Below are 24,733 nucleotides of genomic sequence, written 5' to 3' on the forward strand. Positions count from 1 at the left end.
GCGTTCATGGCCCTGGCGGATCCGGCCCGCCGCCGCATCATCGCCCGGCTCAGCCGCGGACCGGCAACTGTCAACGAGCTGGCCGAGCCTTTCGAAATCTCCAAGCAGGCGGTTTCGAAGCACATCCAGGTCCTCGAACAGGCACAGTTGGTCACCCGCAGCAGGGATGCCCAACGCCGGCCCGTTCACCTCAACGCTGCACGGCTCGAAGCGCTTACCGCGTGGATCGACCAGTACCGGCTGGTTCGGGAGGCGCAGTACCGCGGACTGGACGCCGTGCTCGGCCAACTATCCAAGGACAAACCATGAGCAACTCACTCAAAGTCACCCTCCCGGAGGGCCTTCCGTTCATCGATACCGAACGCGAGTTCGACTACCCCGTCGCCGACGTTTTCCGCGCACACAAAGATCCCGACCTGCTCAAGCAGTGGCTGGGCCCGCGGGGCATGAAGATGGACGTCGACCACTACGACTTCCGCACCGGCGGCAGCTACCGCTACCTACACACCGGACCCGACGGCCAACAGTACGCCTTTACCGGCATATTCCACACGGTCCGCGAGAACGAGTTCGCCATCCAGACCTTCGAGTTCGGCGGCTACCCGGACGTCGTGAGCATCGAGTTCATGACCTTCGAGGACCTCGGCAACGGACGCTGCAAACTGATCGGACATTCCGTCTACCCCACGCTGGAGGCGCGCGACGGCATGGCCCAGTCCGGCATGGAAAGCGGCATGAGCGAAGGCTACGAGCGGCTGGACGAACTGCTCGCCGGCGCCCGCACCGCGTAAAGAGGCGGCACTGCCGCGGCATGAAGCCGAAGCCGACCAGGCTCCGGCCTCATGCCGCGCGCACTTCCCTGTTCAACCGTTCCCGCCCGCCACCACCATTGGCCTCCTCGGAATTAGAAAGTATGCTGAGGATTCCCTGCACCCTAGTCGGAAGGTGGTTTCATGGCGAACGATGATGAAGGACGCAAGGAAGTAGCCAAGATCCTGAAGGACGCTGACATCGGCGTCCTCACCACGGTCAATGCCAGCGGCCAGCTGTTTAGTCGGCCCCTGGCACTACAGGAAGCGGAGTTCGACGGCGACCTGTGGTTTGTGACGCACGATCCCTCGCCCAAGGCCAACGAAATCCGCGCCAATCCGCACGTGAATGTGTCGGTCAGCGGGTCGGACGGCTACCTGTCCATCTCGGGCACCGCCTCCATCGTCCGGGACCAGGCGAAGATCGACGAACTCTGGGGCCCCATGATGGAACCGTGGTTTGAGAACGGCAAGGACGACCCCACGGTGGCCTTGCTCCGGGTCGAGGCCCACACCGCCGAATATTGGAAGCCGGATTCCCCCAAGGTGGCCACGCTGTTCAAGCTGGCCAAGGGAATGGTCACCGGGAAGCAAGCAGACGACGTCGGCAAGAACGACGTCGTCAACCTCTAGCCGGAGGCATCTGCCGATCGGCACCACAGCACGCACTTAAGGAGTCAGCAATGTCCGGAAATCTTTTGGCCCGTTCTGTGCACGACCTTACTGCCGCCGCTTGGTTCGGCGGTTCCCTGATGGGCGCCATCGGGCTTAACGGGGCGGCCGCCGCCGCCCAGGATCCGCGCGAGCGCACCCGTTTGTCCAGCATCGGCTGGATGAAGTGGGCGCCGGTCCAGACCGTGGCCTTCGTATCGCACCTTGCCTCCGGCCTGCCGCTGCTGGCGGGCAACAAGGGCAGGATGGTCAAGCAGGAAGGGGTGACGCGGAATACCGTCATCAAGACCGTCGTCACCTTGGCCGGCGCGGCCGTCACCCTCTACGCCGGAATGCTGGGCAAGAAGGTGGAGAAGATGGCCGAACAGGGTGCAGAGGGCGCCACCGAGCCTTCACCGATGGCGTCACCGGAGCTTAAGTCCGCGCAGAAGCAACTCAAGCTGCTGCAGTGGACCATCCCGGCCTTCGCCGGCACGGTCATCGTGCTCGGTGCCAAGCACGGCGAAATGCAGCGGCCCGCCACCTTCTTGGAGGGGCTGCTCAAGCACTAAAGGCGAAGGCCCGCCCACGCGGTGTGCAATGTCCGGAGCGAGCCGGACAGGTGCCGCGTTCGGGCGGGCCGCCTGCTGTCCGTCTTTCCGCGGCTGGTGCCGGTCACGAAGGCGCGCGTCGGGCGCCGGTTTCCCGTGGCCCCTCCCTGTTTCGGAGCGTCCGCCGCTGCCTGCACGGGCTGGGCCTGCTGCACGGTTACGATGGTTGAAACGTTAACGCGGGACGGCAGAAGTGGGGAACGGGCATGCCGGCAGCATCATGACGGCCACCAAGGCGGCGGCCGCCTTCGCGTGGGCTGCCATCGCCGGCATTTCGTCTGCCGGGCTGCTGGTGTTGGGCCAGGTCGTCGCGGCTTCGATCGTCGCTCCGCCACGCTTCGACCTCGTGGCCGTCCTCTCCGTGCTGATGCTGGTGCTGGCCTGGCACCTGCGCGTGGATACGCCGCTCATGCGCCGCCAAACCACCGCCGCGATGACCGCTGCCGTGATCGTCTGCAACGACCTCACCGCCCCGCTGCACGAAACGGTGGCGGTGGTGGGAGTCGGGCTCCTGGCCACCCGCGTGGTTTTCCGGCGCTTCCGCTGGGGAGAGGTGTACTGGTTTATCAGCCGGCTGCTCGCCTCCGCCGTGCTGGTTGCGGTGTTCCAAGCCTTCCACGCGGGCGGTTTTGCGTGGCCGGCCGCACTGCTGGCCGGCTGGCTGGCCTTCTTCATGACGGCGATTGCCGTCGAGCGTGCCTTCGCCACCACGGCCACGCGCAGCGGCACCTTCCGCAACGGCATCGGTTGGGCGCCGGCCCTGTGCACGCTGGCCATCAATCTGCTCCTGTGCCTGGCCGCCCAGTACGCCGCCCTCCGGTTCGGCCACGACGGCGTCCAGTCGCTGCTCCTGGTCTTCGCGTCCGTGCTGGCGCTGGCGGTCACCGGCTGGCTGCGCAACCGCGAGCTGCGCCGCCGCCTCACCGGCCTGGTCGACGCCTCGCTCGAGCTGCCGTGGAATCCGGACGGGCTCGACCGGACCCTCCTCGCCGCCGCCAGCGCCTCGGTGCGCGCCGACCGCGTGTCCTTGCGTCCAGAAGCGCCGCAAGATAGGGAAATCGGTGTCCGGATGCGTCGCTGGGACCACGGCGACAACTACCTGGTGGCGTCGCGGAACGGCGGCGCACAGTTCACCGAGGAAGACGAGCAGGTGCTCGACGCGCTGGCACACGTCGGCAGCATCATGGTCCGGCACGATGAGCTGGTGCACGAACTGCGGCTGCAGGCGGACACCGATGCCCTGACCGGGCTGGGCAACCGGCGCGCCCTCTGGCAGCGGCTGGCCGAGATCAACGCCGGCCGCCGCCCCGGCGAGGCCATCGCCGTCGTCTATCTGGATCTGGACGAGTTCAAGGCCGTCAACGACAGGCACGGCCACGACGTCGGCGACCTGCTGCTCACCGCCACCGCGCAGCGGATACGCTCGGAAATCCGAGAGGACGACGTGGCCGCGCGCATCGGCGGCGACGAATTCGTCGTGGTGCTCCGCGACGTCACCAGCGAAACCGGCGCCCGCGCCGCCGCCGAACGGATCGCCGCCGCGATCGCACGCCCGCTCACCGCCCGCGGCAACACACTGCGGGTGCGGGCCAGCACCGGCGTGGCGTACTCGGATCGCCCGGCACCCAATATCGAGGAGCTGCTGCGCAACGCCGATTCCGGCATGTACGGCTCCAAGCGGCTGCAGCAGCGGCTGCGCGACGCACAGCGCGACGGCTCGGAGGCCGAAGCCTGTCTGGCTGTCGCGGTTGAACGCGGCATCCGCCGGCGCCTGTTGCGTGTGGCGCTGCAGCCCATCGTTTCGCTGGACCTGGATGCGATCGTCGGATTCGAGGCCCTGGCCCGCTATGAAGACGACGAACTGGGCAACATCCCGGCGGACCGGCTGGTCACTGAGGCGAACCGGCTGGGCCTGCTCAACGAGCTGACCATCCAGGTGATCGATGGTGCGGCGGCGGCGATGGCCCGCATCAGCGAAATCACCAGCGTCCGCTCCGTCTCCGTCAACGTGGAGCTGGGCCAGCTCGCCACCGGATCCCCCGTCGTGGACCGGCTGCGGCGGATGCGCGCCGAAGGGCCGGAGCTGAACATCATCGTGGAGCTGACCGAAAACTCGTTGGACAAGATGTCCGAGCAGTCCCGGGCAGCCCTCGTACAGTTGCGCAGCGAGGGGTTCAGGATCGCCGTGGACGACTTCGGCTCCGGCTACTCATCCATGAACGCGCTGACCGAGTTCCCCTTCGACATCGTTAAGGTGGACCGCTCGCTGGTCAGCGGCGACGACGGAAGCGCACCGAACGACGACGAAACCGCCCGCAACATCGTCGTCAGCCATTTGATCGCCATGTTCACCGCGCTGAAGGCGGACGTCGTGATCGAGGGCATCGAGACCGCGGAGGCCGTGGAGTGGCTGGCCGGCTGCCCGGGCTTGAATGCGCAGGGCTTTTACTTCGGCCGGCCCATGTGGCCGGACGAACTCATCTCCCGGCTGGTCACCTCGGGCACGGCAGCGCTGCCGGCGCCGTCCCGCCGCGATTCGCGCCCGGCCATGGCAGGACGGACGGCCGAACATTCGCCTGCTACCTAAAGGCGCGGGCCGTCCGGCATCCGGCTGACGCCGCAGTGCCCGCACCAATCCCTGCGGACGCTAGGCCAGTCGTTCCAGGGCCTGCAGCTGAAGCACGATCCACGGGCTGAAGGCCCACGGCGCTGCGGTCGCGGCGCTCCGCAGGTCGGAGGGGCGCACCCAACGGTATTCGGCCACCTCGTCATCGCGCGGCGACAGTTCGCCGGCGGCCAGCGCCGTGTAGACGGGGCAGAACTCGTTCTCCACAATGCCGGAGGCGTCCACCGCGCGGTAGCGGAAGTCCGGCAGCACCAGCTTCAGGTCTTCCAGCCCGAGCCCCAGCTCGTAGCGCACCCTTCGCCGCACGGCGTCGGCCATCTCCTCCCCCGGGGCCGGATGGCCGCACGCGGAGTTGGTCCAGACGCCCGGCCAGGTCAGCTTGTTCAGGGCGCGCCTGGTCACCAGCACGCGGCCCTCGGCGTCGGAAATATGGCAGGAAAAGGCGAGATGCAGCGGTGTCTCGCCGGTGTGGATCTCGGCCTTGTCGGCGACGCCGGCGGGCTTCAGGTTCTCGTCCAGCAGCACTACCTGCTCGGTTGTTTCCGCAGTCATGTCGGCCCGGACCCGGGCAGCTGCCGTTGCCGGGAGAGCTCCCGGCGGTCTGTCATGTTCATACCAGCCATTGTATGGGCGGCGGGTGGGGGAACCACCGGCAGCACTGGCGGGGACATCGGCACATGCGCGAGGGCAGTGGGACCGTATCACCGAGCGGTAGGGCAAGATAAGAGCATGAAGGACGACGCGGCGCGAACCGATGAAAGGCCGGCGACGCGAACCGATGAAAGGCCGGCGTCGAAACAGGTCAAACTCATCGGCGAGCGGCTGCGGCGGGCGCGGGAGGACCGCGGGCTCACCATCCTGGAGACCGCGAACCACACCGGGTTGACCAAGGGCTTCATTTCCCAGGTGGAACTGGGAAAAACATCGGCCTCCGTCGCGTCACTGGTTTCCATCTGTGATGCGCTGAATCTTCCGCTCTCGGCCCTCTTCGAGCCGCCGGCCGTTCACCTGGTCAGGGCGGATGCCCGCGAACCCGCGCGCTTCCTCGGCCACAAAGTCGCAGATTCGATCCTGACGCCGCCGGGCCAGGGAGGCGTGCAGGTGATCGAAACGGTCATTCAACCCGGCGGCGGAAGCGACCCCGAACCGTACCGGCTCCCCGTCGATCGGGAGTTCGTCACTGTTCTGCAGGGCGAACTGCACATCACCGTCGAAGGGCAGCAGCTGGAGCTCCAAGAGGGTGATTCGCTCACCTTTCGTGCCTCACTCCCCCATCTCTGGCGGAACCCCTCGAAAACCCGGCATGCGCGGGTCCTGTGGGTCCTGACTCCGCATGCGTCGGTGTGACGTGCCGTCGGCCCTACACCCGGGGGCGGTGGGGCAGCGGCTTCAGGGCTTAGCCCAGATGCTCAAGTACTCGTAGGCAATCTGAGCGGCGGCCATTGAGGTGATGTCGGCATGGTCGTATGCGGGGGCCACCTCCACGATGTCGGCCCCTACAAGGTTCAGGCCCGCAAGGCCCCGCAACAGGTGCAGGAGCTCCCGGCTGGCGAGGCCGCCGGGTTCGGGTGTCCCGGTGCCGGGGGCAAACGCCGGATCGAGCACATCGATGTCAACCGAGACGTAGAGCGGACGCGTTCCCACCCGATGCCTGATCTGTTCGACGATGCCGTCAAGTCCGGTGCCGATGAACTCGCTGGCACGAATGCGTTGAAAGCCCGTCGCATCATCGTTGTCCTGGTCTTCCGGCCCGTAAACCGATCCGCGAACACCAACATGGAGGCATCCCTCCGGGTCGATCAGGCCTTCTTCGAACGCCCGGCGAAATGGTGCTCCATGGTGGAGATTGGCACCGAAATACGGGCCCCAGGTGTCGAGGTGGGCGTCGAAGTGAACCACCGCCACCTGGCCGTGAAGGCGGTGCAGTGACTTCAGCGCCGGGTAGGCGATCGTGTGATCGCCCCCGAGCACGACCAGGCGCTGGCTCCGCTCCGATGCCTCGTCGAGGCCTCGAATCATGGCCTCCACGGCAGCCTCGATATTGAACGGAGTGACCGGGATGTTGCCTAGATCCGCGACCTGATGCTGCCTGAAGGGATGGGAGCCGTGTTCGACGTGGTAGGGACGAATCAGGCGGCTTGCGCTGCGGATCGCCTCCGGTCCGAAGCGGGCCCCCGGCCTAAAGGTCACCCCGGAGTCGAAGGGAACGCCGACGAGACCTACCTGATAGTCGCTGACTTGGTCCAGGCGGGGAAGCCCGGCGAACGTAGGCGCCGACGAAAACCGAGGGACGGCCGCGAAGTCGACCTGCTCGACGACGGGTTCACCCTGTTCGTTGCGGGACGTGGTGTGCACTGGCAATGGGGGCAACGGTCTTCCTTATTGTGGGCGCGGGTGTCCGGAGTACTGCAATACGTGACGCAAGTCATGCAACACTATCCCTGCCGCGGGCAGGGCCGTCAAGACTCCATCCGGGCGGTAGGGCCGGCAGTTACCGCCCTTTGGACGAAACAACCAACGTCTGGCCAAAACAACCAGTCCCACGCCAAAAGCCCTGCCGTAGACTCAACGCCACTTCATGCTTGTTCGGAAGGACGGATTGTGCCTGACTCCCCCACTGCCGCTGCCCAGACTTCAGCAGCGAGACCCTTGGAAGGCCTGCTGGTGGCCGACTTCTCCCGGGTGCTCGCCGGTCCGCTGGCCACCATGACGCTGGCCGACCTGGGTGCACGGGTCATCAAGGTGGAGCGCCCGGGCACGGGAGACGACACCCGCAGCTGGGGTCCGCCGTATTCCCCGACCGGGGCCACCTACTTCGAGAGCGTGAACCGCAACAAGGAGTCGGTCTGCCTGGACCTGGCGGATCCCGGCGACCGGCGGTTGGCCCGAAAGCTGGCGCTGGCGGCCGACGTCGTGGTGGAAAATTTCAAACCCGGCGGGATGGACAGGCTCGGCCTCGGGTATGCGGACCTCGCGGCCGACAATCCGGGCCTGGTCTACGCCTCGATCTCCGGTTTTGGTTCGGCCGAAGGTGCGTCCCTGCCCGGCTATGACTTCATCGTGCAGGCGGTCGGCGGCCTGATGAGCATCACCGGCGAGGCGGACGGCTCCCCCTACAAAGCGGGTGTCGCCCTGGTGGACGTGCTGACCGCGAAGGACGCGACCATCGGGATCCTCGCCGCGCTCAACGCCCGCGCTGCCAGCGGCCGGGGCAGCCGGCTCGAGGTCAACCTGCTGTCCAGCCTGCAGGGCGCCCTGGCCAACCAGGCCCAGGCCTATCTGGGAGCAGGCAAGGTCCCCCAGCGGATGGGCAACGAGCATCCGTCCATCGTTCCCTATCAGCTGCTGGAATGCTCCGACGGCCCACTGGCCGTCGCCTGCGGCAACGACGGGCAGTTCCGGCAGCTGGCCGCTGTCCTGGGAGAGCCGCAGCTCGCGGACGACGAGCGTTTCGCCACCAACAGCGCCCGGGTGCAGCACCGCCGGGAGCTCATCCCGCTGCTGGAGGAGGCCCTGTCCGCCGCCTCCGCATCGGTGTGGCAGGGCAAGCTGACGGGCGTCGGCGTTCCCGCAGGCCCGGTGGCCGGCATCGACGAGGGCATCAGGTATGCCGAATCACTGGGGCTGGCCCCGACCATCGAAGTCCGCGATGCCAGCGGGGAGCCAGCCGGCCGCCAGGTCCGCCACCCGATCTCTTGGAGCCCGGCGTTCGAACCCCGCACCGCTGCCCCGCCCGCGCTCGGCGAACACACCACATCGGTGCTGGAGTGGCTGCGCAGCCTGGACTGAACGTCAGAGGCCGCGCCGGCGGAGGGCCAGCCACAGGTGCGCGGCGACGTCCGGATCGTCGAGGCTGACGCCGAGCAGACGTTCGGCCACCGCCATCCGGTGGCGCAGCGAATTCCGGTGCACGCCCAGTTGGCGGGCTGTGTCTTCCCAATGGCCCCGATGGCGCAGGTAGGCGGCCACCGTCTCCAGCAGCTCGGCGCGCCGGTACCCCGCCAGCGCCTCGACCCACGCATCTGCGCGCGCCTCATCGTCGGCCGCCAATTCCACGAGCTTGCCCGCGGGCGCCGCGACCGCGGCACGGCGCACCGCTGGGATCGCCCCCGCCACGTCCGCCAAGGCGAGGGATTCCGTCCAGGCAGCACCGGTCTCCGCACCCCCAGAGGCAGCTGCCGACGTTGACGCCGGCGCGACCCCGGCTGCAGCGGCGCCCGCGCCGCCCCCCGACCAGGCCAGAAGTTCCGCGTCGGCTTCCCCATCTGCCTGACCGTCTGCCGTTGCCCGTTCCGCAAGCCCGGCATCCAGCAGGAAGTAGGCCACGCCGTCGTCCGCGAAGCGCAGGGTACAGCCGGCCACCGCCGCCGCGGGCGAGCCGCCGCCGTCGGCCAGTCGGACCCGGGCTACCGCACCGGCGAGCGCCGCGAGGGAATCCGCCGTGCCCACCCGCGCGGCCAGCACGCGCACCCGTTCGGGCAGCTGCCCGAGGTTTCCGTCGGCGGCCACCAGCCGGGCTGCCTTCACCTGGCCGCGGGCAACCAGCTTGGCGACGACGGAACCCAGCACCGTCGTCGTCCCCAGCAGCTCCTCGCGCTGCTGGGCCTTCAGGGCCAGCAGGACGCAGACCGTGGTGATGATCTGCCGATCGGCCTTGGTCAGGGTCCGCCCGGGGCCGATGGCCAGGAAGCCGTCGATCCGCCGTCCGACGAGGATCGGATACTCGACGACGGGAGCGCCGTGCAGCCAGAAGGTAGCGGCGGAATGGGTGCCGGCAACATTGAGTCGCGTGGTTTCCAGCCTGAGGTGCGGCAGCAACGGCAGCGCACTGGCCGGCCAGACGGTGGCCTCCGTCCCGCCGTCCGCGGGCAGGTAGGCCGCCCAGCCGCCCAGCGCCTGGGCCAGCCCCTGCACGACCGACGGCAGGGCATCCGGACGCATCGTGGCCCGGGCCAACGCTGTCTGCGTTCCCAGGTTCGCGATCAGGTCGGCCTGGTCGCTCCGCGAGGCCAACTCCCAAAACATCCGCGAGACGTCCAGGAACGGGACGCCGTCGGGAACCACCAACAACTCCACGCCCTCGGCGGAGCAGGCCCGGACCAGCTCCGGCGGCACGCTGTCCAGCCCCTCCCCCAGCCCCAAGCCAAGGGCGGCGACCCCTTTGGCCGCCAGCCGCCGCACGTACCCGTCCACGGCGGCGGCACTCCCGCTGAGCGGGATGCCGGTGGTCAGCAGCAGCTCGCCGCCCTCCAGGTAGGCCCCCGGGTCCGCCAGCTCGGACACATGGACACCGGAGAGCTGGATCCCCGGCACCGGTCCGGGAATGGCCGGCCTGAGCGAATCTCCGAGTTCATGGCTGAGCTGCGCAAGGGAAACCATGGACTGATTATCCAACACCACCGGAGCTTTTGGGCAGAACATCCGATGACCCAGTGCCCACCGCGCGTTTAGCGTTGCCCTATGACCGATGTGCTCACCTCCGCGACCGGCGCGGCCGCCGCCACGCTCCCCCAGTCCCGCCACCTGGCGACCGCCATCCCCGGCCCCCGTTCCCAGGCGTTGCACCGGGACCGGCTTGCCCACGTCAGCGACGGCTTCGGCATCGTCCTGCCGGTCTTCATCGAGAAGGCGGACGGCGGCATCCTGCAGGATGTGGACGGAAACCGCCTGATCGACTTCGCCTCCGGCATCGCCGTGACCAGCATCGGCGCCAGCCACCGCCGGGTCCGCGAGCGGGTGGCCGCGCAGCTGGAGAGGTTTACCCACACCTGCTTCATGGTCACCGAGTACCAGTCCTTCACCGAGGTGGCCAAGTGGCTCAACGAGCACACGCCGGGCGACTTCGAGAAGCGCACCGCCCTGTTCTCCACCGGCGCCGAGGCGGTGGAGAACGCGGTCAAGATCGCGCGTTCGGCCACCGGCCGCAGCAGGGTGCTGGTCTTTGACGAGGCGTACCACGGCCGCTCCCTGCTGACCATGGCGATGACCGCCAAGGAGAACCCGTACCGGCTGCACTTTGGGCCCTTCCCGGCAGAGATCGTCCGGGCCGCCTCGGCCAATCCCCTGCGCCCGGCGGCACAGCACGACGGCGGGGTCCCCGCCTCGGCCGCGGACGTCACCGCGGCGGCGCTTGCCTCGGTCGAGGCCACGCTCGCCGAGCACGGCGCGGACAGCTTCGCCGCCATGGTCATCGAACCCATCCAGGGCGAGGGCGGCTTTGTGGTTCCGGCCCCCGGCTTCCTCGCCGGGCTGCGGCGGATCGCCGACCGGCACGGCATCGTGCTGGTGATCGACGAGATCCAGGCCGGCATGGGACGCACCGGGACGCTCTTCGCCAGCGAACACGAGTCGGTGGCCGGCGACATCACGCTCACGGCCAAGGCGCTGGCCGACGGGCTGCCGCTCAGCGCCGTCACCGGACGCGCCGACCTGATGAACGCCGTGCACGCCGGCGGCCTCGGCGGCACCTACGCCGGCAATCCGCTGGCCTGCGAGGCCGCGCTGGCCGTCTTTGAAGCGTTTGAGGACGGCAGCCTGCTGGCCAACGCCCGCGCCATCGAAGCCGCGGCACGCCGGGTGTTGGAGCCGCTGGTCGCGGAGACCGACGTCGTGGCCGAATTCCGCGGCCGCGGCGCCATGCTGGCCTTGGAGTTCGCGGACCGGGACACCCTGGCCCCGCGGGCCGACCTGGCCAAGGAGGTTTCTGCGCGGTGCCACGCGCAGGGCGTGCTCACCCTGACCTGCGGCACCCATGGCAACGTCATCCGGTTGTTGCCCCCGCTGGTCATCGGCGAGGACCTGCTCGCCGACGGCCTGCAGGTGCTGCGGCAGGCAGTCCTCGACGTTGCCGCGGACGGGAAGCCAACGTCCGCAGCCCCGGCATCGGCCTGACCTGCCTGCCGGGAACCGTCCTCCGGCAGCCCACACCTCAACACCATCCCCCGAACCCCTAGAAGGAACACCCGATGTCTCTGGACCATGACCTGATTTCACTCGATTCCCTGCTCACCGAGGAGGAACGGCAACTGCAGAAGAACGTCCGCTCCTTCGTGGACAGCGCGATCAAACCGAACATCGCCGGCTGGTACGAAGACGCGGTGTTCCCGCTGGAGATCGTGCCCGAGCTGGCCAAGCTCGGCCTGCTCGGCATGCACCTGGACGGCTACGGCTGCGCCGGCCGCTCCGCCGTCGAATACGGGCTCGCCGGGGCCGAGCTGGAGGCCGGCGATTCCGGCCTGCGCACCTTCGTCTCCGTGCAGGGTTCGCTGGCCATGAGCGCGATCCACAAGCACGGCTCCGAGGAGCAGAAGAACGAGTGGCTGCCCCAGATGGCCACAGGCGAGGCCATCGGCTGCTTCGGCCTGACCGAACCCAGCGCTGGTTCCGACCCGGCCAGCATGAAGACCTTCGCCCGCCGCGACGGCGACGACTGGGTGCTCAACGGATCCAAGCGCTGGATCGGCCTCGCCTCGGTCGCCAAGGTCGCCGTGATCTGGGCCCAGACCGACGACGGCGTCCGCGGCTTCGTGGTGCCGACCGACACCGCCGGTTTCAAGGCCACCCCGATCGAGGCCAAGCTCTCCATGCGCGCCTCCATCCAGTGCGACATCGAACTCACCGACGTCCGCCTGCCCGCCGGGGCGCTGCTGCCGAAGGCCAAGGGGCTGCGCGGCCCGTTCGAATGCCTGAACGAAGCCCGCTACGGCATCATCTGGGGCGCCATGGGAGCCGCCCGCGATGCCTGGCAGACCGCGGTCGACTATTCCAAGGAGCGCATGCAGTTCGACAAGCCGCTGGCCGGCTACCAGCTCACCCAGGAAAAACTGGTCAACATGGCGCTGGAGATCAACAAGGGCTTCCTGCTCGCCCTGCACCTGGGCCGGCTCAAGGACGCCGGACAGTTGCAGCCCCACCAGATCTCCGTCGGCAAGCTCAACAACTGCCGCGAAGCCATCGAAATCGCCCGCGAATGCCGCACCATCCTCGGCGGCAACGGCATCACCCTGGACTATTCACCGCTGCGCCACGCCAACAACCTCGAATCCGTGCGCACCTACGAGGGCACCGACGAGGTCCACACCCTGATCCTCGGCCAGAAGATCACCGGCGTCCCCGCCTTCCGCTGACCCCCCTCTTCCGCACGCCAAGGAGCACGCATGACCTCTCCGGTACAGCTGCAGCACTACATCGACGGCGCCTGGGTCCCCGGTTCCGGCTCCCCCATCGCCAGCCACAACCCGGCGCACCCCGACGAGGTTGTCGCCCGGGGCCTGCAGGCCGGACCTGCCGAGGTGCAACAGGCCATGGCGGCCGCCGTCGCCGCCCGGCGTGAGTGGGCCCGCACCCCGGCGCACGAGCGCGGCGCCGTGTTGGTGCGCGCCGCCGTCGTGCTTGAACAGAACGCCGAAGCCTGGGGGCTGGAGCTGGCCCGGGAAGAGGGCAAGACCCGGGCGGAAGGCCACGGCGAGGTGCTGCGGGCGGCGCAGATTTTCCGTTACTACGGGAACGACGGCGACCGCGCCGCCGGGGAGATCTTCTCCTCCCCGCGGCGCGGCGAGAAGATCCTCGTGACCCGCAAGCCGCTCGGCGTGGTCGGCGTGATCACCCCGTTCAACTTCCCCATCGCCATCCCGGCGTGGAAAATCGCTCCGGCTTTGGCGTACGGCAACACCGTGGTCTGGAAGCCGGCGAGCACCGTGCCGCTGCTTGCACTGCGGCTGGCCCAGGCGCTGGACGCCGCCGGGCTGCCCGCCGGCGTGCTGAACCTGCTGATCGGCCCGGGCGCAATGGGCAACACCCTCGTCGAGCACCCGGCGCTGGACGGCCTGACCTTCACGGGCTCCACCGGGGTGGGCCGCCGCCTCGCCGCCGAGGCGGCCGGACGCGGCGTTCCCGTGCAGGCTGAGATGGGCGGCAAGAACGCCGCCGTCGTCCTCGCCGACGCCGACCTGCAGCTTGCCGCCGAACAAGTCATGCTCGGCGCCTTCCGCTCCACCGGGCAGAAGTGCACCGCCACGTCACGGCTCATCGTGGCCGAAGCCGTCGCCGACGAATTCCTCGCCGTGCTCACCGAACGCGCCCATGCCTTGGCGGTCGGCGATCCGGCCGACCCCGCGGTGCAGATGGGACCCGTTGTCAACGACGCCGCCCGGAAGTCCATTCACGACGGCATCGATGCCGCCCTCGCCCAGGGCGCGCGGCGGATCGTCGGAGGCCAGCGGTACGAGGATGGTTTCCTCGCCCGCGGCTACTTCGTCCCGCCGACCATCCTGGAGCTCCCCGACGACCGGGAGCTCGACCTGTGGCGCGAGGAACTTTTCGGACCCGTGCTGGCCGTCCGCCGGGCGGCCACCGTGGAGCAGGCCTTCGAGCTGGCGAACGACAGTGAATTCGGTCTCTCCGCCGCCCTGTTCACCCAGGACGTCACCCGTGCCCTCGACGCGATCGACGACCTCGATGTCGGCATCCTGCACGTCAACTCCGAATCCGCCGGCGCCGACCCGCATGTGCCCTTCGGCGGCGCCAAGAAATCCGGCTACGGTCCCAAGGAACAGGGCGCCGCGGCCAAGGAGTTCTTCACCCATACCACCACCGTTTATCTGCGCGGCGGGACCGCCGGAGCCTGAGGGGACACATGACTGCCACCATCGATAACATCAAGCACATCCTGGTCGTGGGTTCCGGCGCCATGGGCTCCCAAATCGGCATGGTCGCCGCCCTGGCCGGGTACCGGGTCACCGTCCAGGACATCGCCGAAGAGATGCTCGCCCAGGCCAAGGAGCAGCTGGCCGCGCGCATGCAGGCCAGTGCGGCCAAGGGACGGATCAGCCACGAGGACGCCGACGGCGCCTTGGGCCGCCTGGCCTTCGGCATGGACCTCGCGGCCGCGGCGGCGGACGCCGACTTCGTCATCGAGGCGGCCACGGAGCGGCTCGCGATTAAGCAACAGATCTTCGCCCGGCTGGGCGAGGTGACACCCCCGCACGCCATCCTGGCCACCAACTCCTCCACCCTCGGCTCATCCAAGGTCGCGGCGGTGACCGGCCGGCCGGAGCAGGTCTGTAACATGCACTTCTTCAACCCGGCGCTGGTGATGAAGTGCGTGGAGGTGGTCCGGCACGAGTCCACGTCGCAGGCCACCGTGGACACCGTGATGGAACTGGCGCGGCGTTTCGGCAAGGAACCCGTCCTGATCAACCGGGAGGTCCCGGGCTTCGTCGCCAACCGGCTGATGGGCGCCCTCCAGAAGGAAGCGCTGGCCCTCCACACCGCCGGCGTTGCCAGCCTCGAGGACATCGACACCACCGCCAAGACCGCCCTAGGCCACCCGATGGGCCCCTTCGAACTCATGGATATGGTCGGCCTGGACGTCATCGACTTCATCGCCCGCGCCACCTATGCGGAAACCGGCGACGAGGCGGACCTGCCGCATCCGGCCATCACGGAGCTTGTCGAGCAGAACCTGCTGGGACGCAAGACCGGCCGGGGCTGGTACAGCTACTGACGAATCGCTCCAAGGTTTCCAGCCGAGCCAGCTCTGCAGGGCTACCGGACCGCACGCAAAAGGGCCCGCTTCTTCCCCCTTGTACGGGATAAAGCGGGCCCTTCGGCGCTCCGGCGGCCGGGAGGCGGCCGTCAGATATCGCGGTCCAGCTGCAACGCCTTGAAGGCGGCACCCGACGGGTCGGTCACCACCGCCCACCGGCCGAAAGCGATCGGCTGGTCCTGCACGTTCACGCCGCCACCGGCCGCCGTGGCGGCAGCCGCTGCAGCAGCTTGGTCAGCCACCACGAACCAGGCCAGCCAGTGCGGGGGCAGGAAGTCTTTCGCTTCCGCGGGGATGGCGTTGATCGCGCGCAGTGCGCGCCCCTCGGCGTCGCGATAGACGCTCAGTTCGTCCTCAACATGTTCCAGCACGTTCTCCGGGAACAGCGCAGTCTGGAAAGACTCGGCCACTGCGAGATCATGGCTCATCACATCGACCAGTGCCAATCGGCCGAGCTCAGAGGACGGCCCGGATACTGCTCCGCCGTCCATGGCGGCGATGCCGAACAAAGGCCCTTCCGGGTCGCGGAGCACGACGCCGTTGCTTCCCCCTGCCAGCAGGTTCACCTCTTCCTCGACAACCGTGGCGCCGGCTGCAACTGCCCGGTCGACGGCCGCGGCTACGTCATCGCTTCCGAGGAAGACTTTCCAGCCGAGTTCTGCCGGACCGGCGGCAGAGTCTACGCGCAGCCCGGCGATCGGCACGCCGTGAAGGGTGAAGAGACCAGCATCGCCTTCCAGGTCGAGTTCCCAGCCCAGCACGTCGCGATAGAAATCAGCCAATCCTGCGGCGCTCCCCGCAGTCAGCTCCTGCCAGACACTGGCGCCCGGCGAGTAGGTAGTGGTGGAAATAGTCACGAACAGCTCCTTAGAACTTAGAGGGTTGGACCTATTCGCCCAGCAGCGCCGGCTCTTTTTCCCAGATGGCCTGCAGGGACTCGCGCTCGGCTTCGATCGACTCCTTGTCGAAGCGGAAGTAGGAGCGCGGCGGCAGCATGCCCCACACATTGGAGGAGTGGCGGTCGTCCGGATACTCACGCGGAACATGGGTTTCGTCCAACTGCTCGATGTCGCAGTACAACTCGATGAAGCAGTCAGCCTCCGGAAGCCGGACGTAGCCGGCCAGGTTGCCGCCAATACCGTGGCGGACGGGGCCCCACGGCATGACCCGGCCGTACTGGGCGAGGTGGTCGAAGGACTGGCGGATCTGCCCCCAGTCGAGCATGTCGAAGGCGATGTGGTGGAAGTGTGCCTGGCCGGTGTTCACGAAGGCCATCACATGGTGGTCGGCGCCGATATGCAGGAAGGCGCCGGCGTCTGGCCCCAGCTTGTCGGCCAACTTCATGCCCACCACGTTGAGGTAGAAATCCACCTGCTCGCCGATGTTCGCGGTCAGGTAGTTCACGTGGCCGAGCTTGCGCGGGGCGCCGATGCGGTGATTGCGGGTGGTCTGCCGCCACTCGCGCGGGTAGCGGTCCTGCCCCTGCTTCGGCCGGTATTCGACGAACTGGATGCCGTTACCTTCCAGGTCGGCAAAGGAGACTCCCTCGTCCGAGCGCGTGTATTCGACCCGGTGCTCCTTCAAGTGCTTCTCGGCGTCCTCCAATGTCAGTTCCGGCGCCAACTGGTAGGCGGCGTGAACGATGCCGGCTTCGGGGGCCTTCTGCAGGATCAGCGACGGCTTCTCGTAGTTGCACGCGAGGAAAGCCTGCTTGCGCTCGCGGCCAACTTCGGTCAGGCCGAACTCGTCCTGCCATTGCTGCGTGGAAGCATCCAGGTCCTCGACGCCCATGACCACATGGTCGATGTCATGCAGCTTGATCATTGTCGCTCCTTATTAACGGTTCCGGTGATGGCCGGCAGCCCGCCGGGCCCTTTTCAGACCGGAGTGTTTCTTTTGCTGAACACGTACATTACTATAATAACCACGACGCCGAACGGCAAGACTTTGATCTGCAGAGCAGTACCAACCTGAGGAAGGCAACCATGACAAGCCCCATGCTGGACCGAGAACCGGTCCTTCCGGCCTTTGACCCGGATTATCTGGACCAGTTGCTGGCCCGCGGCATACAAGTCATCCGGGTCATCCATTCCGATTTGTTCGGGCGCCAGCGAGGTAAGCAATATCCCGTGGCTTCCCTCCTCAACCTGGCCTCGGGGGTTGCGTATTCAAAGATGGCCAACGCCGAAGACCTGCTAGGTGTACCGGTCGACGACAAGGAATTCCCCGCCCTGGCCAATCATCCTGACCAGCACGCGTTCCTGGACCTGTCGACGGCGTTCGTTCCCCCGTGGGAGCCGGACTCCCTGTGGGTCCTCACGCGTCTGAGCGAGCACGGCCAGCCGTCAGCGCTGTGCCCGCGCAGCCAACTGACTGTAGCCGCCGAACGGTTGCAGGAAGAGCTTGGCCTCTCCGCCATTGCAGCCGGCGAGCCCGAGTTCTATCTCTTCCGGAACGACAATGACGGCAGGACTCCTTATGCGCTGAACGGCGTCTCCTACACCATGGACCGGATTACCGACCCCGACGGAGCCGTGGGCCGCATGCATCGGCAGCTGATCGGCATGAATATCGGCGTGACAGTGGTGAACCGCGAGTTCTCCCCCGGTCAGTTCGAAGTAAACCTCCAGCACGACGATGTACTCGTCGCAGCCGACGCCGCCTTCCTGCTGAAGACCGGGGTCAAGGAACTGGCCATCACAGAGGGCCTGGAAGCCAACTTCATGGCCAAGCCGGTCAGCGGCGAGGAAGGCAGCAGCCTGCACGTGCATCTTTCCCTCTGGCGGGATGCAGACAACGTGTTTGCCGCCCCCGAGGGCACCCTCAGCCCGACGGCGCTTGCCGCCATAGCCGGCATCCAACTCCACGCCCCCGCGATCATGGCGTTCGCGGCCCCCACCGTGAACTCCTACAAGCGGTTGACCGGCGAAGGCCTGAGCCCGCGCACCAGCAACTGGGGCGAAGACAACCGCTTCACCTTCGTTCGCGTTCCGGCCGAACGGGCGGGCGCCACGCGGCTGGAACTGCGCGCCGGCGACGCCAGCGCTTCCCCGCATCTGCTGATGGCGGCCATGCTCCACGCTGCCTCCGACGGCATTCGGCGCGAGTTGACCCCGGATCCCATCGGCCAGCCGCTGCCACGCAGCCTGGCCGAGTCCATCGATGCCCTGGATAAGAACGAGGTCATGCGCGCGGGATTCGGCGACGAGTTCACGTCCATCTACGCCGCCCTCAAGCGACGCGAAGTACAGGCGTTCGAGTCCCACGTGACCGACTGGGAATGGAATCTCTACCGCCACCACGTCTAACCCGTACTCACACGTGCCGGAGCCTCTTGACCCGGCGCGAGCATACTCTCCCGGGAGCCTCACGAGCTCCTGGCCCGCCTTGCCCATGAACCGAGAGGTGATCGCTTTGCCAACGCCTGCTTCCACCCTGCCCGCCAGACTGACGTCCCCGACCGATACCGCGGACGTCGGGCGGCTCACTATCAAGTGCCCGGACAAACCAGGGATCGTCGCCAATGTCGCCGATCTGCTCAGGAGGCACGGGGCCAACATCGTGTCTCTGGACCAATTCACGACGGGCGTCGAGGACGGCACCCTGTATCAGCGCACGGTTTTTCACCTGCCGGGCTTCGAAGCCAAACGGGATCGGCTTGGCGCGGAAATCGAGGCTGAACTGGCCGTTCCGTGGGGAATGGAATGGCAGTTGACCGCTGCCGGAAAACGCAAGCGGGTGGCCATCTTTGCATCCAAGACCGATCATTGCCTGCTGGACCTGTTGTGGCGTCACCGCCGGGGCGAAATCCCCATGGATATCGTCATGGTCGTCTCAAACCACGCCGATCTCGCCCACCAAGTCCGCCCCTTCGACATACCGTACTTCCATGTTCCCGTTGCGGGTGACAAGAAGGACGCTGAGCAACGGCACCTGGAGTTGCTGCGCGGGAACGTGGACCTGGTGGTACTCGCCCGCTACATGCAGATCATCTCCGCCGAATTTCTCGACGAGGTCGGCGTTCCCGTCATCAACATTCACCATTCATTCCTCCCTGCCTTCATCGGCGCCGGCCCCTATCAAAAGGCCAAGGACCGGGGCGTGAAGCTGATTGGGGCGACGGCGCACTACGTGACCAAGGACCTGGACGAGGGCCCCATCATTGAACAGGACGTCATCCGGGTTTCCCACCGGGACAGCACCGCGCAGCTCATGCGCTTTGGGGCCGACGTCGAACGGAGCGTGCTCTCGCGTGCGGTCACGTGGCACTGCGAAGACCGCGTGATGCGCGACGGCAACACCACGGTCGTCTTCTGATGAGCAAGGGTCCGCAGTAAGGCGATTGCCGGCGGTGGCGGCGCACCCCGGTCCACGAGAAGGTGCAGAGCGGCCCCGACTGATCCAGCCGGGGCCGCTCTGCCCTTGGACCTATTGGCGCTCGTTAAAAGCTGCGGCCCGGGGGAAAGTATGGACGATCCACACAGAAGCGTCGCCGCCCTCCGCTTGCCACCTGTGGGTTCTGTCTGCAGCATAGGTCGCGTAGTCGCCCTCACCCAGGAGGACCTCATGGCCGACTGGCCCCAACCGGATTTTGCCGGAGCGCACGAAGACATGCTCGCGGGCACCGGCGCCGTGCGAAGGGGACACCTCATCGGCACCCTGCTTGAAGGATTGGGCGTGGATTTCCAACGTGCCGGCTCCGATAACCTGGCTTCGCAGAATGTGCCCCAGCGAAGCCGAGTCCGAGATATCTTCGCCCTCGCCATCGTGAACCACCTCGACCGGAGCGCGCTCGGGCAGCGCGATCAGGTCGGGCAGCGGCACGTCAAAGGTGCGGGCAATAGCCAACATGGTTTCCAGCGTCGGATTGGTCTGCCCTCGCTCGACCTTGAACAGGGTTGCCTTTGCCACTCCGGAGCGTTCGCCCAACTCGGTCAGCGAAAGACCATGGGTTTCCCGCAGGCGCCGCACGTTGGCCGAAAGCGCCTCTATATGGTCGTTCATCTGTCCATCCTCGATCCCGCTGGGTTTCGTTGCCGCAATATCAAGCTCTGATGAGAGTAACTTTATCCTCCTAAAGTCGCCGGGATTTCGGACTTTGGAGCAGAAACGAGTAGCGCTTGGCCCGGCGATGGGGCCACGAGCGCGCTACGGCCGATGTAAACACAGGGGCGCGCTACATGCAGCCGCGAGGCCTGCCGTCCCGGAGCCCGGCCCCTTGTCTTTTTTACAAGGCTTTATATACTCTTAAAGTAACCAATCCATATCTACCGGAGGTCTCCCATGACTCAGGCAATCCGTTTTGCAACAAGCGCCGGCGAAGTCCGGCTTGGACGCCTAGACGGCGAAACCATTGTTGACGCAGGCGCCTCACCGGCTGTTGGCTTCGACGGCTCGGCTGAAGCTTGGAACACCATCAACAATGCGTCCGGGGCGAAGCACTCGCTGCAGGATGTCAAGGTTCTCGCGCCGACCAACCCCGGCAAGCTGATCGCCATTGGCTTGAACTACCAGTCGCATGTCGAGGAAACCAACCTCAAGCACCCGGATGCACCCGTGGTCTTCGCCAAATTCCCTTCTTCCATCACCGGACCCAACGACACCATCGTGATTCCCCGCGAGGAAACCCGCCCTGACTTTGAAGGCGAAGTCGGCATCGTCATTTCCAAGCGCGGCTACCGCGTGGCGAAGGAGGATGCTTGGGACTACGTCGGCGGCTTCACCGCCCTGAACGATGTGTCCGGCCGCCGCGCCCAGCTTGAGACCCCCATGAAGCAGTTCACCTTGGGTAAGAGCTTTGACACGTTCACTCCCCTCGGCCCGGTTGTGGCGAGCGTGGACTCCGTGGACAAGGACGCCCTGGACGTGCAGACCGTCATCAACGGCGAGACCATGCAAAAGGGCAACTCCCGGGACCTGATCTTCGACATCCCGACCCTGATTGAGTATCTGTCCCGCGGAATGACCCTGGAGCCGGGCGACGTCATCGCTACCGGCACCCCCGGCGGAGTCGGCGACGAGCGCAAGCCTCCGCGTTACCTGCGCGACGGCGACGTCGTCGAGGTGACCGTTGCCGGCGTCGGCACTATCAGCAACCCTGTCCGCGCCGAGGCATAATGCCATGAAAATCATCGCCGCAGGAAACAAGGACTACGTCTACGGCGGGAAGTTCACCGGGCCGGTGCAGCTGGAGATGATCCTCGAAGCCGCCCAAGACGGTGATCCCGACATTGCCCGCGTGCATTTCAACGACGGCGCGGTGACAAACTGGCATTCCCACCCCGGCGGGCAGCTGCTCTATCTGGTCAGTGGCACCGGTCGGGTGGGAAATAACGACGGCGAACACACCGGCATCGCCCCGGGCACCCTGGTTGAGACCCCGGTCGATGAAAACCACTGGCACGGCGCGGACGAAGGCGCCGACGCCGTCTGGCTGGCAACCACCTGGGGAGTCACCTGCTGGCACGACCTTTCCCCGCTGGAGCATTCCACGCTGGGGGCATCGTGAACGGCACCCCTCCGGTGATCCTGGTCGTGGCGGACCGCAAGTCCGTCACGTCCGGGGCCTGGTCGGACATCCCGAACGATGCCCTGCCGCACACCTATATCGATGCCGTGGAGCAGTCGGGCGGCATGCCCCTGCTGCTGCCGCCCACCGAGGTGCTCCGGGACAACGCCGAACGGCTGCTGGAGTTGGCCGACGGCGTCTTCCTCGCCGGCGGCCGGGATCTCGACGCAGACCTGTACGGTCGCTCGAACCACCCGCTCAACGACAAGCCGCTGCGGGTCCGGGACGAACTCGAAATCGCGTTGGTCCGCGGGGCACGCCGGCGAGGCATGCCGGTGCTTGGCGCCTGCCGCGGCATGCAGGTGTTGAATGTTGCCTGCGGCGGCACCCTGGAGCAGCATCTGGCCGACCGGCTGGACATGACCCCGCACCGCGACGTGGTGGGCGAATTTACTTCCCACTCGGTATCCGTGGTCCCCGGCACCCTGCTGGAGAATGTCTTGGATTCGGCTACCTTCGACATTGCCTCGCACCACCACCAGGCGGTGGAAACCCTCGGAGACGGACTCGTCGCCTCGGCACATTTCGACGACGGCGTCATCGAAGCCATCGAGGCTCCCGGCGATACCTTCACCCTGGGGGTGCAATGGCACCCCGAGGAACGTCTCGACCCGGAAGGCCTCAAGCTGCTCACGGCTCTTGTCCGGGCGGCCAACCGCTTCCGGCAGCACCGCCAGGAACCAGCGACCGCGCTTCAACACTGACGGGTCCGCGGCCGATGCGTCCGGCGGTGCCCTTCCGCCAAACCGCTCTCGAATCGAAAAGGATCCCATGACCCACACAGCTACCGCTGCCACAAAGAACAGTTTCGCAGTGACCAACCCGGCCACGGGAGAGGTATTGCAGAGCGTGCCTACCGCATCGGACGCGGAAGTCGTGGCGGCAATTGCGGCCGCCCATGAGGCCTACCTGCAGTGGCGGGACGTGCCGGTTGCCGAAAGGGCACGCAGGGTGAAGCGCGCGGGCGGACTCTTTGCGGAGCGCACCGACGAGCTGGCAGCCATCATCACCCAAGAGATGGGCAAGCGCCTAACGGAGGCGCAAGGCGAGTTGTCCATTGTCGCCAGTATCTTCGACTACTACGGAACCGAAGGCCCGGCGCTGCTGGCTGACCAGGAGTTCGCACCCCGCAGCGGCGGCCGGGCCCTGATTAAGAAGCGGCCGGTAGGTGCCTTGCTGGGCATCATGCCGTGGAACTACCCGCTTTACCAGGTGGCGCGTTTCGCGGCGCCGAACCTGGTGCTGGGCAACACCCTGCTGGTCAAACACGCGTCCAACTGCCCCGCCTCAGCCCAAGCGATTGAAGAAGTCCTGCTGGATGCTGGGCTTCCGGCCGGCGTTTACAGCAATCTCTACGCCGCCACGACCCAAACCGAATTGATCGTCGCCGACGACAGAATTCAAGGCGTCTCGCTGACCGGCAGCGAAAGGGCCGGTGCCGCCGTCGCCGAGATCGCCGGACGCCACCTCAAGAAAGTGGTGCTGGAACTCGGCGGATCGGATCCACTGATTGTGCTGGACAGCGACGACGTGGCGGCCACCGCCCGCAAAGCGTTCCACGCCAGGCTCAGCAACGCGGGCCAGGCCTGCAACTCCCCCAAACGCATGATCGTCGTGGAGGGGATCTTCGACGATTTCGTGCGCGAGATCTCGGCCTTGGCTCGCGGCCTGGTGCCCGGGGACCCCTCCCATCCTGCGACGACGATCGCGCCGATGTCCTCGGCGGCAGCGGCAGACGAGCTGGCCGAACAGATTGCCGATGCGGTGGCGCAGGGAGCCACCCTGCACACCGGCGGCCGGCGACTGGAGGGCCCGGGGGCCTTCGTAGCGCCCGCCGTGCTGACCGGCGTCGTAGACGGCATGCGTGCTTTCCGGGAGGAACTCTTCGGCCCGGCCATCGTGGTCTATCCCGTGCGGGACGAAGACGAAGCCGTCGCCCTCGCCAACGACTCCCCCTACGGGCTGGGGGCGTCCATCTTCACCACCGATGCACAGCGGGCACTGGACCTCGCGGAGCGCTTGGAGTGCGGCATGGTGTTCATCAACCAGGCCCCGGACTCCGAACCCGACCTGCCCTTCGGCGGGGTAAAGAAGTCCGGTTTCGGCCGTGAGCTGGGTCCGTGGGGCGTGGACGAATTTGCCAATCTGAAACTGGTTCGCCTCTGACGCATTCCCCCAGGCCAGCGGGAAAACGCGCAATATGCCTCCGGGGCTCCGGCAGCACCATTGATCGCGCCGGCTGCTATTCGATAAGAATGGCAGCCGGCGCCGTCGTTGGTGGAATACTTCATTCCGATACATTTTCTGCTTGGGACAACTAGGAGCCATGAAACCCGATCTGAGCGCCAACCTCGCGCGCAACGTCCGCCAATTGCGCGAGCGACGCACTCTGACGCTGAATCAGCTGTCGGAGCGTTCGGGCATCGGGAAGGCCACGCTGTCGCAGATAGAGTCAGGCTCCGGCAACCCGACCCTGAGTACGCTCCGGGATCTGGCCGCGGCTTTGTCCACCGATGTGGACAGGCTGCTTGCTGGCGGTGAACTCGACGGCGTGGTGGTAGTTCGCAGAGGTGCAGGCGTAGACGTTGGGGACGACGCCGTCGGTGCCCTTCTGGTCCACACGGCTGGCACGGACGCGGCGAAACTGGAGGTCCATGCACTGACCGTTAGTGGGGGACGCCGTGAAGTTTCGGCCAGCCACGGGGTCGATTCACGCGAGCTGGTAGTGGTTGCCCAGGGCAGCGTCCGAGCGGGTCCGGTGGGGGAAGAACAACTGTTGCACGAGGGAGACTTCGCCAGTTATCGCGCAGACGGCCCTCATGTATGGGAAGCGCTGGACGAAGACGCCGTCGTCTGGATCACACTGATCCAGCCCATGTAGATAGCGAACTGCCACACCTTCGCCCGGCGCCACTATATGTC

The 24,733-nt window shown here is 66.8% G+C and carries 24 protein-coding genes; 18 read left to right on the top strand and 6 right to left on the bottom strand.

What is annotated here, in order from left to right; all coding sequences use genetic code 11:
• The first annotated feature begins 6 nt into the window (after positions 1 to 6).
• From AC5RTY_RS14790 to AC5RTY_RS14810, 5 genes are all read left to right on the top strand, one after another.
• Positions 7 to 309, top strand: coding sequence for an ArsR/SmtB family transcription factor (locus AC5RTY_RS14790; protein WP_494001879.1), 303 nt, complete (start codon positions 7 to 9; stop codon positions 307 to 309).
• On the top strand, positions 306 to 791 hold the full coding sequence (locus AC5RTY_RS14795; protein WP_494001601.1) for an SRPBCC family protein: 486 nt from the start codon (positions 306 to 308) through the stop codon (positions 789 to 791). Before AC5RTY_RS14790 ends, AC5RTY_RS14795 begins: the two co-directional genes overlap by 4 nt.
• A gap of 162 nt (positions 792 to 953) precedes the next feature.
• Positions 954 to 1,442: a pyridoxamine 5'-phosphate oxidase family protein gene (locus AC5RTY_RS14800; protein ID WP_494001602.1), complete on the top strand. Its 489-nt coding sequence runs from the start codon at positions 954 to 956 to the stop codon at positions 1,440 to 1,442.
• A gap of 50 nt (positions 1,443 to 1,492) precedes the next feature.
• Complete coding sequence (locus tag AC5RTY_RS14805) at positions 1,493 to 2,032, top strand: hypothetical protein (RefSeq protein ID WP_494001603.1); 540 nt, start codon at positions 1,493 to 1,495, stop codon at positions 2,030 to 2,032.
• Positions 2,033 to 2,291: 259 nt separating this feature from the next.
• Entirely contained in the window at positions 2,292 to 4,658 is a 2,367-nt protein-coding gene (locus tag AC5RTY_RS14810) for a putative bifunctional diguanylate cyclase/phosphodiesterase (protein WP_494014501.1), read from the top strand.
• A 60-nt stretch (positions 4,659 to 4,718) separates the two neighbouring features.
• Here AC5RTY_RS14810 and idi read toward each other — a convergent pair whose 3' ends face one another.
• The gene (gene idi / locus AC5RTY_RS14815) at positions 4,719 to 5,249 is read right to left on the bottom strand and encodes an isopentenyl-diphosphate Delta-isomerase (protein ID WP_494073491.1); all 531 of its coding nucleotides are present in this window, start codon (positions 5,247 to 5,249) and stop codon (positions 4,719 to 4,721) included.
• Between the two features lie 177 nt (positions 5,250 to 5,426).
• Here idi and AC5RTY_RS14820 point away from each other — a divergent pair, with 177 nt between their 5' ends.
• A complete protein-coding gene (locus AC5RTY_RS14820; protein WP_494139790.1) occupies positions 5,427 to 6,044 on the top strand; it encodes a helix-turn-helix domain-containing protein in 618 nt (205 codons plus the stop codon).
• Positions 6,045 to 6,086: 42 nt separating this feature from the next.
• On the opposite strand, the gene speB is transcribed toward AC5RTY_RS14820, so the two are convergent.
• Positions 6,087 to 7,067 (bottom strand): agmatinase, encoded by a 981-nt coding sequence (speB, locus tag AC5RTY_RS14825; protein WP_494139791.1) that lies wholly within the window; start codon positions 7,065 to 7,067, stop codon positions 6,087 to 6,089.
• A gap of 231 nt (positions 7,068 to 7,298) precedes the next feature.
• Between speB and AC5RTY_RS14830 the strand changes: the two genes are divergently transcribed.
• A complete protein-coding gene (locus AC5RTY_RS14830) occupies positions 7,299 to 8,486 on the top strand; it encodes a CaiB/BaiF CoA transferase family protein (RefSeq protein WP_494139792.1) in 1,188 nt (395 codons plus the stop codon).
• A gap of 3 nt (positions 8,487 to 8,489) precedes the next feature.
• On the opposite strand, the gene AC5RTY_RS14835 is transcribed toward AC5RTY_RS14830, so the two are convergent.
• The gene (locus AC5RTY_RS14835; protein WP_494139793.1) at positions 8,490 to 10,076 is read right to left on the bottom strand and encodes a PucR family transcriptional regulator ligand-binding domain-containing protein; all 1,587 of its coding nucleotides are present in this window, start codon (positions 10,074 to 10,076) and stop codon (positions 8,490 to 8,492) included.
• An 81-nt stretch (positions 10,077 to 10,157) separates the two neighbouring features.
• Between AC5RTY_RS14835 and AC5RTY_RS14840 the strand changes: the two genes are divergently transcribed.
• The 4 genes from AC5RTY_RS14840 to AC5RTY_RS14855 all read left to right on the top strand — a co-directional run bounded on the left by AC5RTY_RS14840 (position 10,158) and on the right by AC5RTY_RS14855 (position 15,201).
• A complete protein-coding gene (locus AC5RTY_RS14840) occupies positions 10,158 to 11,588 on the top strand; it encodes an aminotransferase class III-fold pyridoxal phosphate-dependent enzyme (RefSeq protein WP_494139794.1) in 1,431 nt (476 codons plus the stop codon).
• Positions 11,589 to 11,662: 74 nt separating this feature from the next.
• Positions 11,663 to 12,823 (top strand): acyl-CoA dehydrogenase family protein, encoded by a 1,161-nt coding sequence (locus AC5RTY_RS14845; protein ID WP_494128859.1) that lies wholly within the window; start codon positions 11,663 to 11,665, stop codon positions 12,821 to 12,823.
• Between the two features lie 30 nt (positions 12,824 to 12,853).
• Complete coding sequence (locus AC5RTY_RS14850) at positions 12,854 to 14,323, top strand: aldehyde dehydrogenase family protein (protein WP_494139795.1); 1,470 nt, start codon at positions 12,854 to 12,856, stop codon at positions 14,321 to 14,323.
• 8 nt (positions 14,324 to 14,331) lie between these two features.
• Positions 14,332 to 15,201: a 3-hydroxyacyl-CoA dehydrogenase family protein gene (locus tag AC5RTY_RS14855; RefSeq protein ID WP_494139796.1), complete on the top strand. Its 870-nt coding sequence runs from the start codon at positions 14,332 to 14,334 to the stop codon at positions 15,199 to 15,201.
• Between the two features lie 131 nt (positions 15,202 to 15,332).
• On the opposite strand, the gene AC5RTY_RS14860 is transcribed toward AC5RTY_RS14855, so the two are convergent.
• The gene (locus tag AC5RTY_RS14860) at positions 15,333 to 16,100 is read right to left on the bottom strand and encodes a VOC family protein (protein WP_494139797.1); all 768 of its coding nucleotides are present in this window, start codon (positions 16,098 to 16,100) and stop codon (positions 15,333 to 15,335) included.
• Positions 16,101 to 16,131: 31 nt separating this feature from the next.
• The gene (locus AC5RTY_RS14865) at positions 16,132 to 17,067 is read right to left on the bottom strand and encodes a VOC family protein (RefSeq protein WP_494139798.1); all 936 of its coding nucleotides are present in this window, start codon (positions 17,065 to 17,067) and stop codon (positions 16,132 to 16,134) included.
• Between the two features lie 161 nt (positions 17,068 to 17,228).
• On the opposite strand from AC5RTY_RS14865, the gene AC5RTY_RS14870 reads away from it, so the two are divergent.
• Together AC5RTY_RS14870 and purU are read left to right on the top strand one after the other, a co-directional pair.
• The gene (locus AC5RTY_RS14870; RefSeq protein WP_494139799.1) at positions 17,229 to 18,551 is read left to right on the top strand and encodes a glutamine synthetase family protein; all 1,323 of its coding nucleotides are present in this window, start codon (positions 17,229 to 17,231) and stop codon (positions 18,549 to 18,551) included.
• Between the two features lie 106 nt (positions 18,552 to 18,657).
• On the top strand, positions 18,658 to 19,560 hold the full coding sequence (gene purU / locus AC5RTY_RS14875) for a formyltetrahydrofolate deformylase (RefSeq protein ID WP_494139888.1): 903 nt from the start codon (positions 18,658 to 18,660) through the stop codon (positions 19,558 to 19,560).
• A gap of 111 nt (positions 19,561 to 19,671) precedes the next feature.
• On the opposite strand, the gene AC5RTY_RS14880 is transcribed toward purU, so the two are convergent.
• Positions 19,672 to 20,247 (bottom strand): helix-turn-helix domain-containing protein, encoded by a 576-nt coding sequence (locus AC5RTY_RS14880; RefSeq protein WP_494014514.1) that lies wholly within the window; start codon positions 20,245 to 20,247, stop codon positions 19,672 to 19,674.
• Between the two features lie 279 nt (positions 20,248 to 20,526).
• Between AC5RTY_RS14880 and AC5RTY_RS14885 the strand changes: the two genes are divergently transcribed.
• The 5 genes from AC5RTY_RS14885 (at position 20,527) to AC5RTY_RS14905 (ending at position 24,692) form a co-directional block, all read left to right on the top strand.
• Positions 20,527 to 21,360, top strand: a complete 834-nt coding sequence (locus tag AC5RTY_RS14885) for a fumarylacetoacetate hydrolase family protein (protein WP_494139800.1) — start codon at positions 20,527 to 20,529, stop codon at positions 21,358 to 21,360.
• A 4-nt stretch (positions 21,361 to 21,364) separates the two neighbouring features.
• On the top strand, positions 21,365 to 21,751 hold the full coding sequence (locus tag AC5RTY_RS14890; protein WP_494139801.1) for a cupin domain-containing protein: 387 nt from the start codon (positions 21,365 to 21,367) through the stop codon (positions 21,749 to 21,751).
• A complete protein-coding gene (locus tag AC5RTY_RS14895) occupies positions 21,748 to 22,515 on the top strand; it encodes a gamma-glutamyl-gamma-aminobutyrate hydrolase family protein (protein ID WP_494139802.1) in 768 nt (255 codons plus the stop codon). The genes AC5RTY_RS14890 and AC5RTY_RS14895 overlap by 4 nt, the downstream gene beginning before the upstream one ends.
• Positions 22,516 to 22,582: 67 nt before the next feature.
• A complete protein-coding gene (locus AC5RTY_RS14900) occupies positions 22,583 to 23,977 on the top strand; it encodes an NAD-dependent succinate-semialdehyde dehydrogenase (protein ID WP_494139803.1) in 1,395 nt (464 codons plus the stop codon).
• Between the two features lie 160 nt (positions 23,978 to 24,137).
• Complete coding sequence (locus tag AC5RTY_RS14905; RefSeq protein ID WP_494139804.1) at positions 24,138 to 24,692, top strand: helix-turn-helix domain-containing protein; 555 nt, start codon at positions 24,138 to 24,140, stop codon at positions 24,690 to 24,692.
• Positions 24,693 to 24,733 lie beyond the last annotated feature (41 nt).

Source organism: Arthrobacter sp. Y3224055 (assembly GCF_059090825.1).

Excerpts from the sequence above, each read along its gene's own strand:
- AC5RTY_RS14855 (WP_494139796.1), top strand. The coding sequence starts at position 14,332 with ATGACTGCCACCATCGATAACATCAAGCACATCCTGGTCGTGGGTTCC.
- AC5RTY_RS14880 (WP_494014514.1), bottom strand. The coding sequence starts at position 20,247 with ATGAACGACCATATAGAGGCGCTTTCGGCCAACGTGCGGCGCCTGCGG.
- AC5RTY_RS14885 (WP_494139800.1), top strand. The coding sequence starts at position 20,527 with ATGACTCAGGCAATCCGTTTTGCAACAAGCGCCGGCGAAGTCCGGCTT.
- AC5RTY_RS14835 (WP_494139793.1), bottom strand. The coding sequence starts at position 10,076 with ATGGTTTCCCTTGCGCAGCTCAGCCATGAACTCGGAGATTCGCTCAGG.
- AC5RTY_RS14845 (WP_494128859.1), top strand. The coding sequence starts at position 11,663 with ATGTCTCTGGACCATGACCTGATTTCACTCGATTCCCTGCTCACCGAG.
- idi (WP_494073491.1), bottom strand. The coding sequence starts at position 5,249 with ATGACTGCGGAAACAACCGAGCAGGTAGTGCTGCTGGACGAGAACCTG.
- AC5RTY_RS14905 (WP_494139804.1), top strand. The coding sequence starts at position 24,138 with ATGAAACCCGATCTGAGCGCCAACCTCGCGCGCAACGTCCGCCAATTG.
- AC5RTY_RS14795 (WP_494001601.1), top strand. The coding sequence starts at position 306 with ATGAGCAACTCACTCAAAGTCACCCTCCCGGAGGGCCTTCCGTTCATC.
- AC5RTY_RS14810 (WP_494014501.1), top strand. The coding sequence starts at position 2,292 with ATGACGGCCACCAAGGCGGCGGCCGCCTTCGCGTGGGCTGCCATCGCC.
- AC5RTY_RS14890 (WP_494139801.1), top strand. The coding sequence starts at position 21,365 with ATGAAAATCATCGCCGCAGGAAACAAGGACTACGTCTACGGCGGGAAG.
- AC5RTY_RS14820 (WP_494139790.1), top strand. The coding sequence starts at position 5,427 with ATGAAGGACGACGCGGCGCGAACCGATGAAAGGCCGGCGACGCGAACC.
- AC5RTY_RS14900 (WP_494139803.1), top strand. The coding sequence starts at position 22,583 with ATGACCCACACAGCTACCGCTGCCACAAAGAACAGTTTCGCAGTGACC.
- AC5RTY_RS14840 (WP_494139794.1), top strand. The coding sequence starts at position 10,158 with ATGACCGATGTGCTCACCTCCGCGACCGGCGCGGCCGCCGCCACGCTC.
- AC5RTY_RS14790 (WP_494001879.1), top strand. The coding sequence starts at position 7 with ATGGCCCTGGCGGATCCGGCCCGCCGCCGCATCATCGCCCGGCTCAGC.
- AC5RTY_RS14865 (WP_494139798.1), bottom strand. The coding sequence starts at position 17,067 with ATGATCAAGCTGCATGACATCGACCATGTGGTCATGGGCGTCGAGGAC.
- AC5RTY_RS14800 (WP_494001602.1), top strand. The coding sequence starts at position 954 with ATGGCGAACGATGATGAAGGACGCAAGGAAGTAGCCAAGATCCTGAAG.
- AC5RTY_RS14870 (WP_494139799.1), top strand. The coding sequence starts at position 17,229 with ATGACAAGCCCCATGCTGGACCGAGAACCGGTCCTTCCGGCCTTTGAC.
- AC5RTY_RS14805 (WP_494001603.1), top strand. The coding sequence starts at position 1,493 with ATGTCCGGAAATCTTTTGGCCCGTTCTGTGCACGACCTTACTGCCGCC.
- AC5RTY_RS14850 (WP_494139795.1), top strand. The coding sequence starts at position 12,854 with ATGACCTCTCCGGTACAGCTGCAGCACTACATCGACGGCGCCTGGGTC.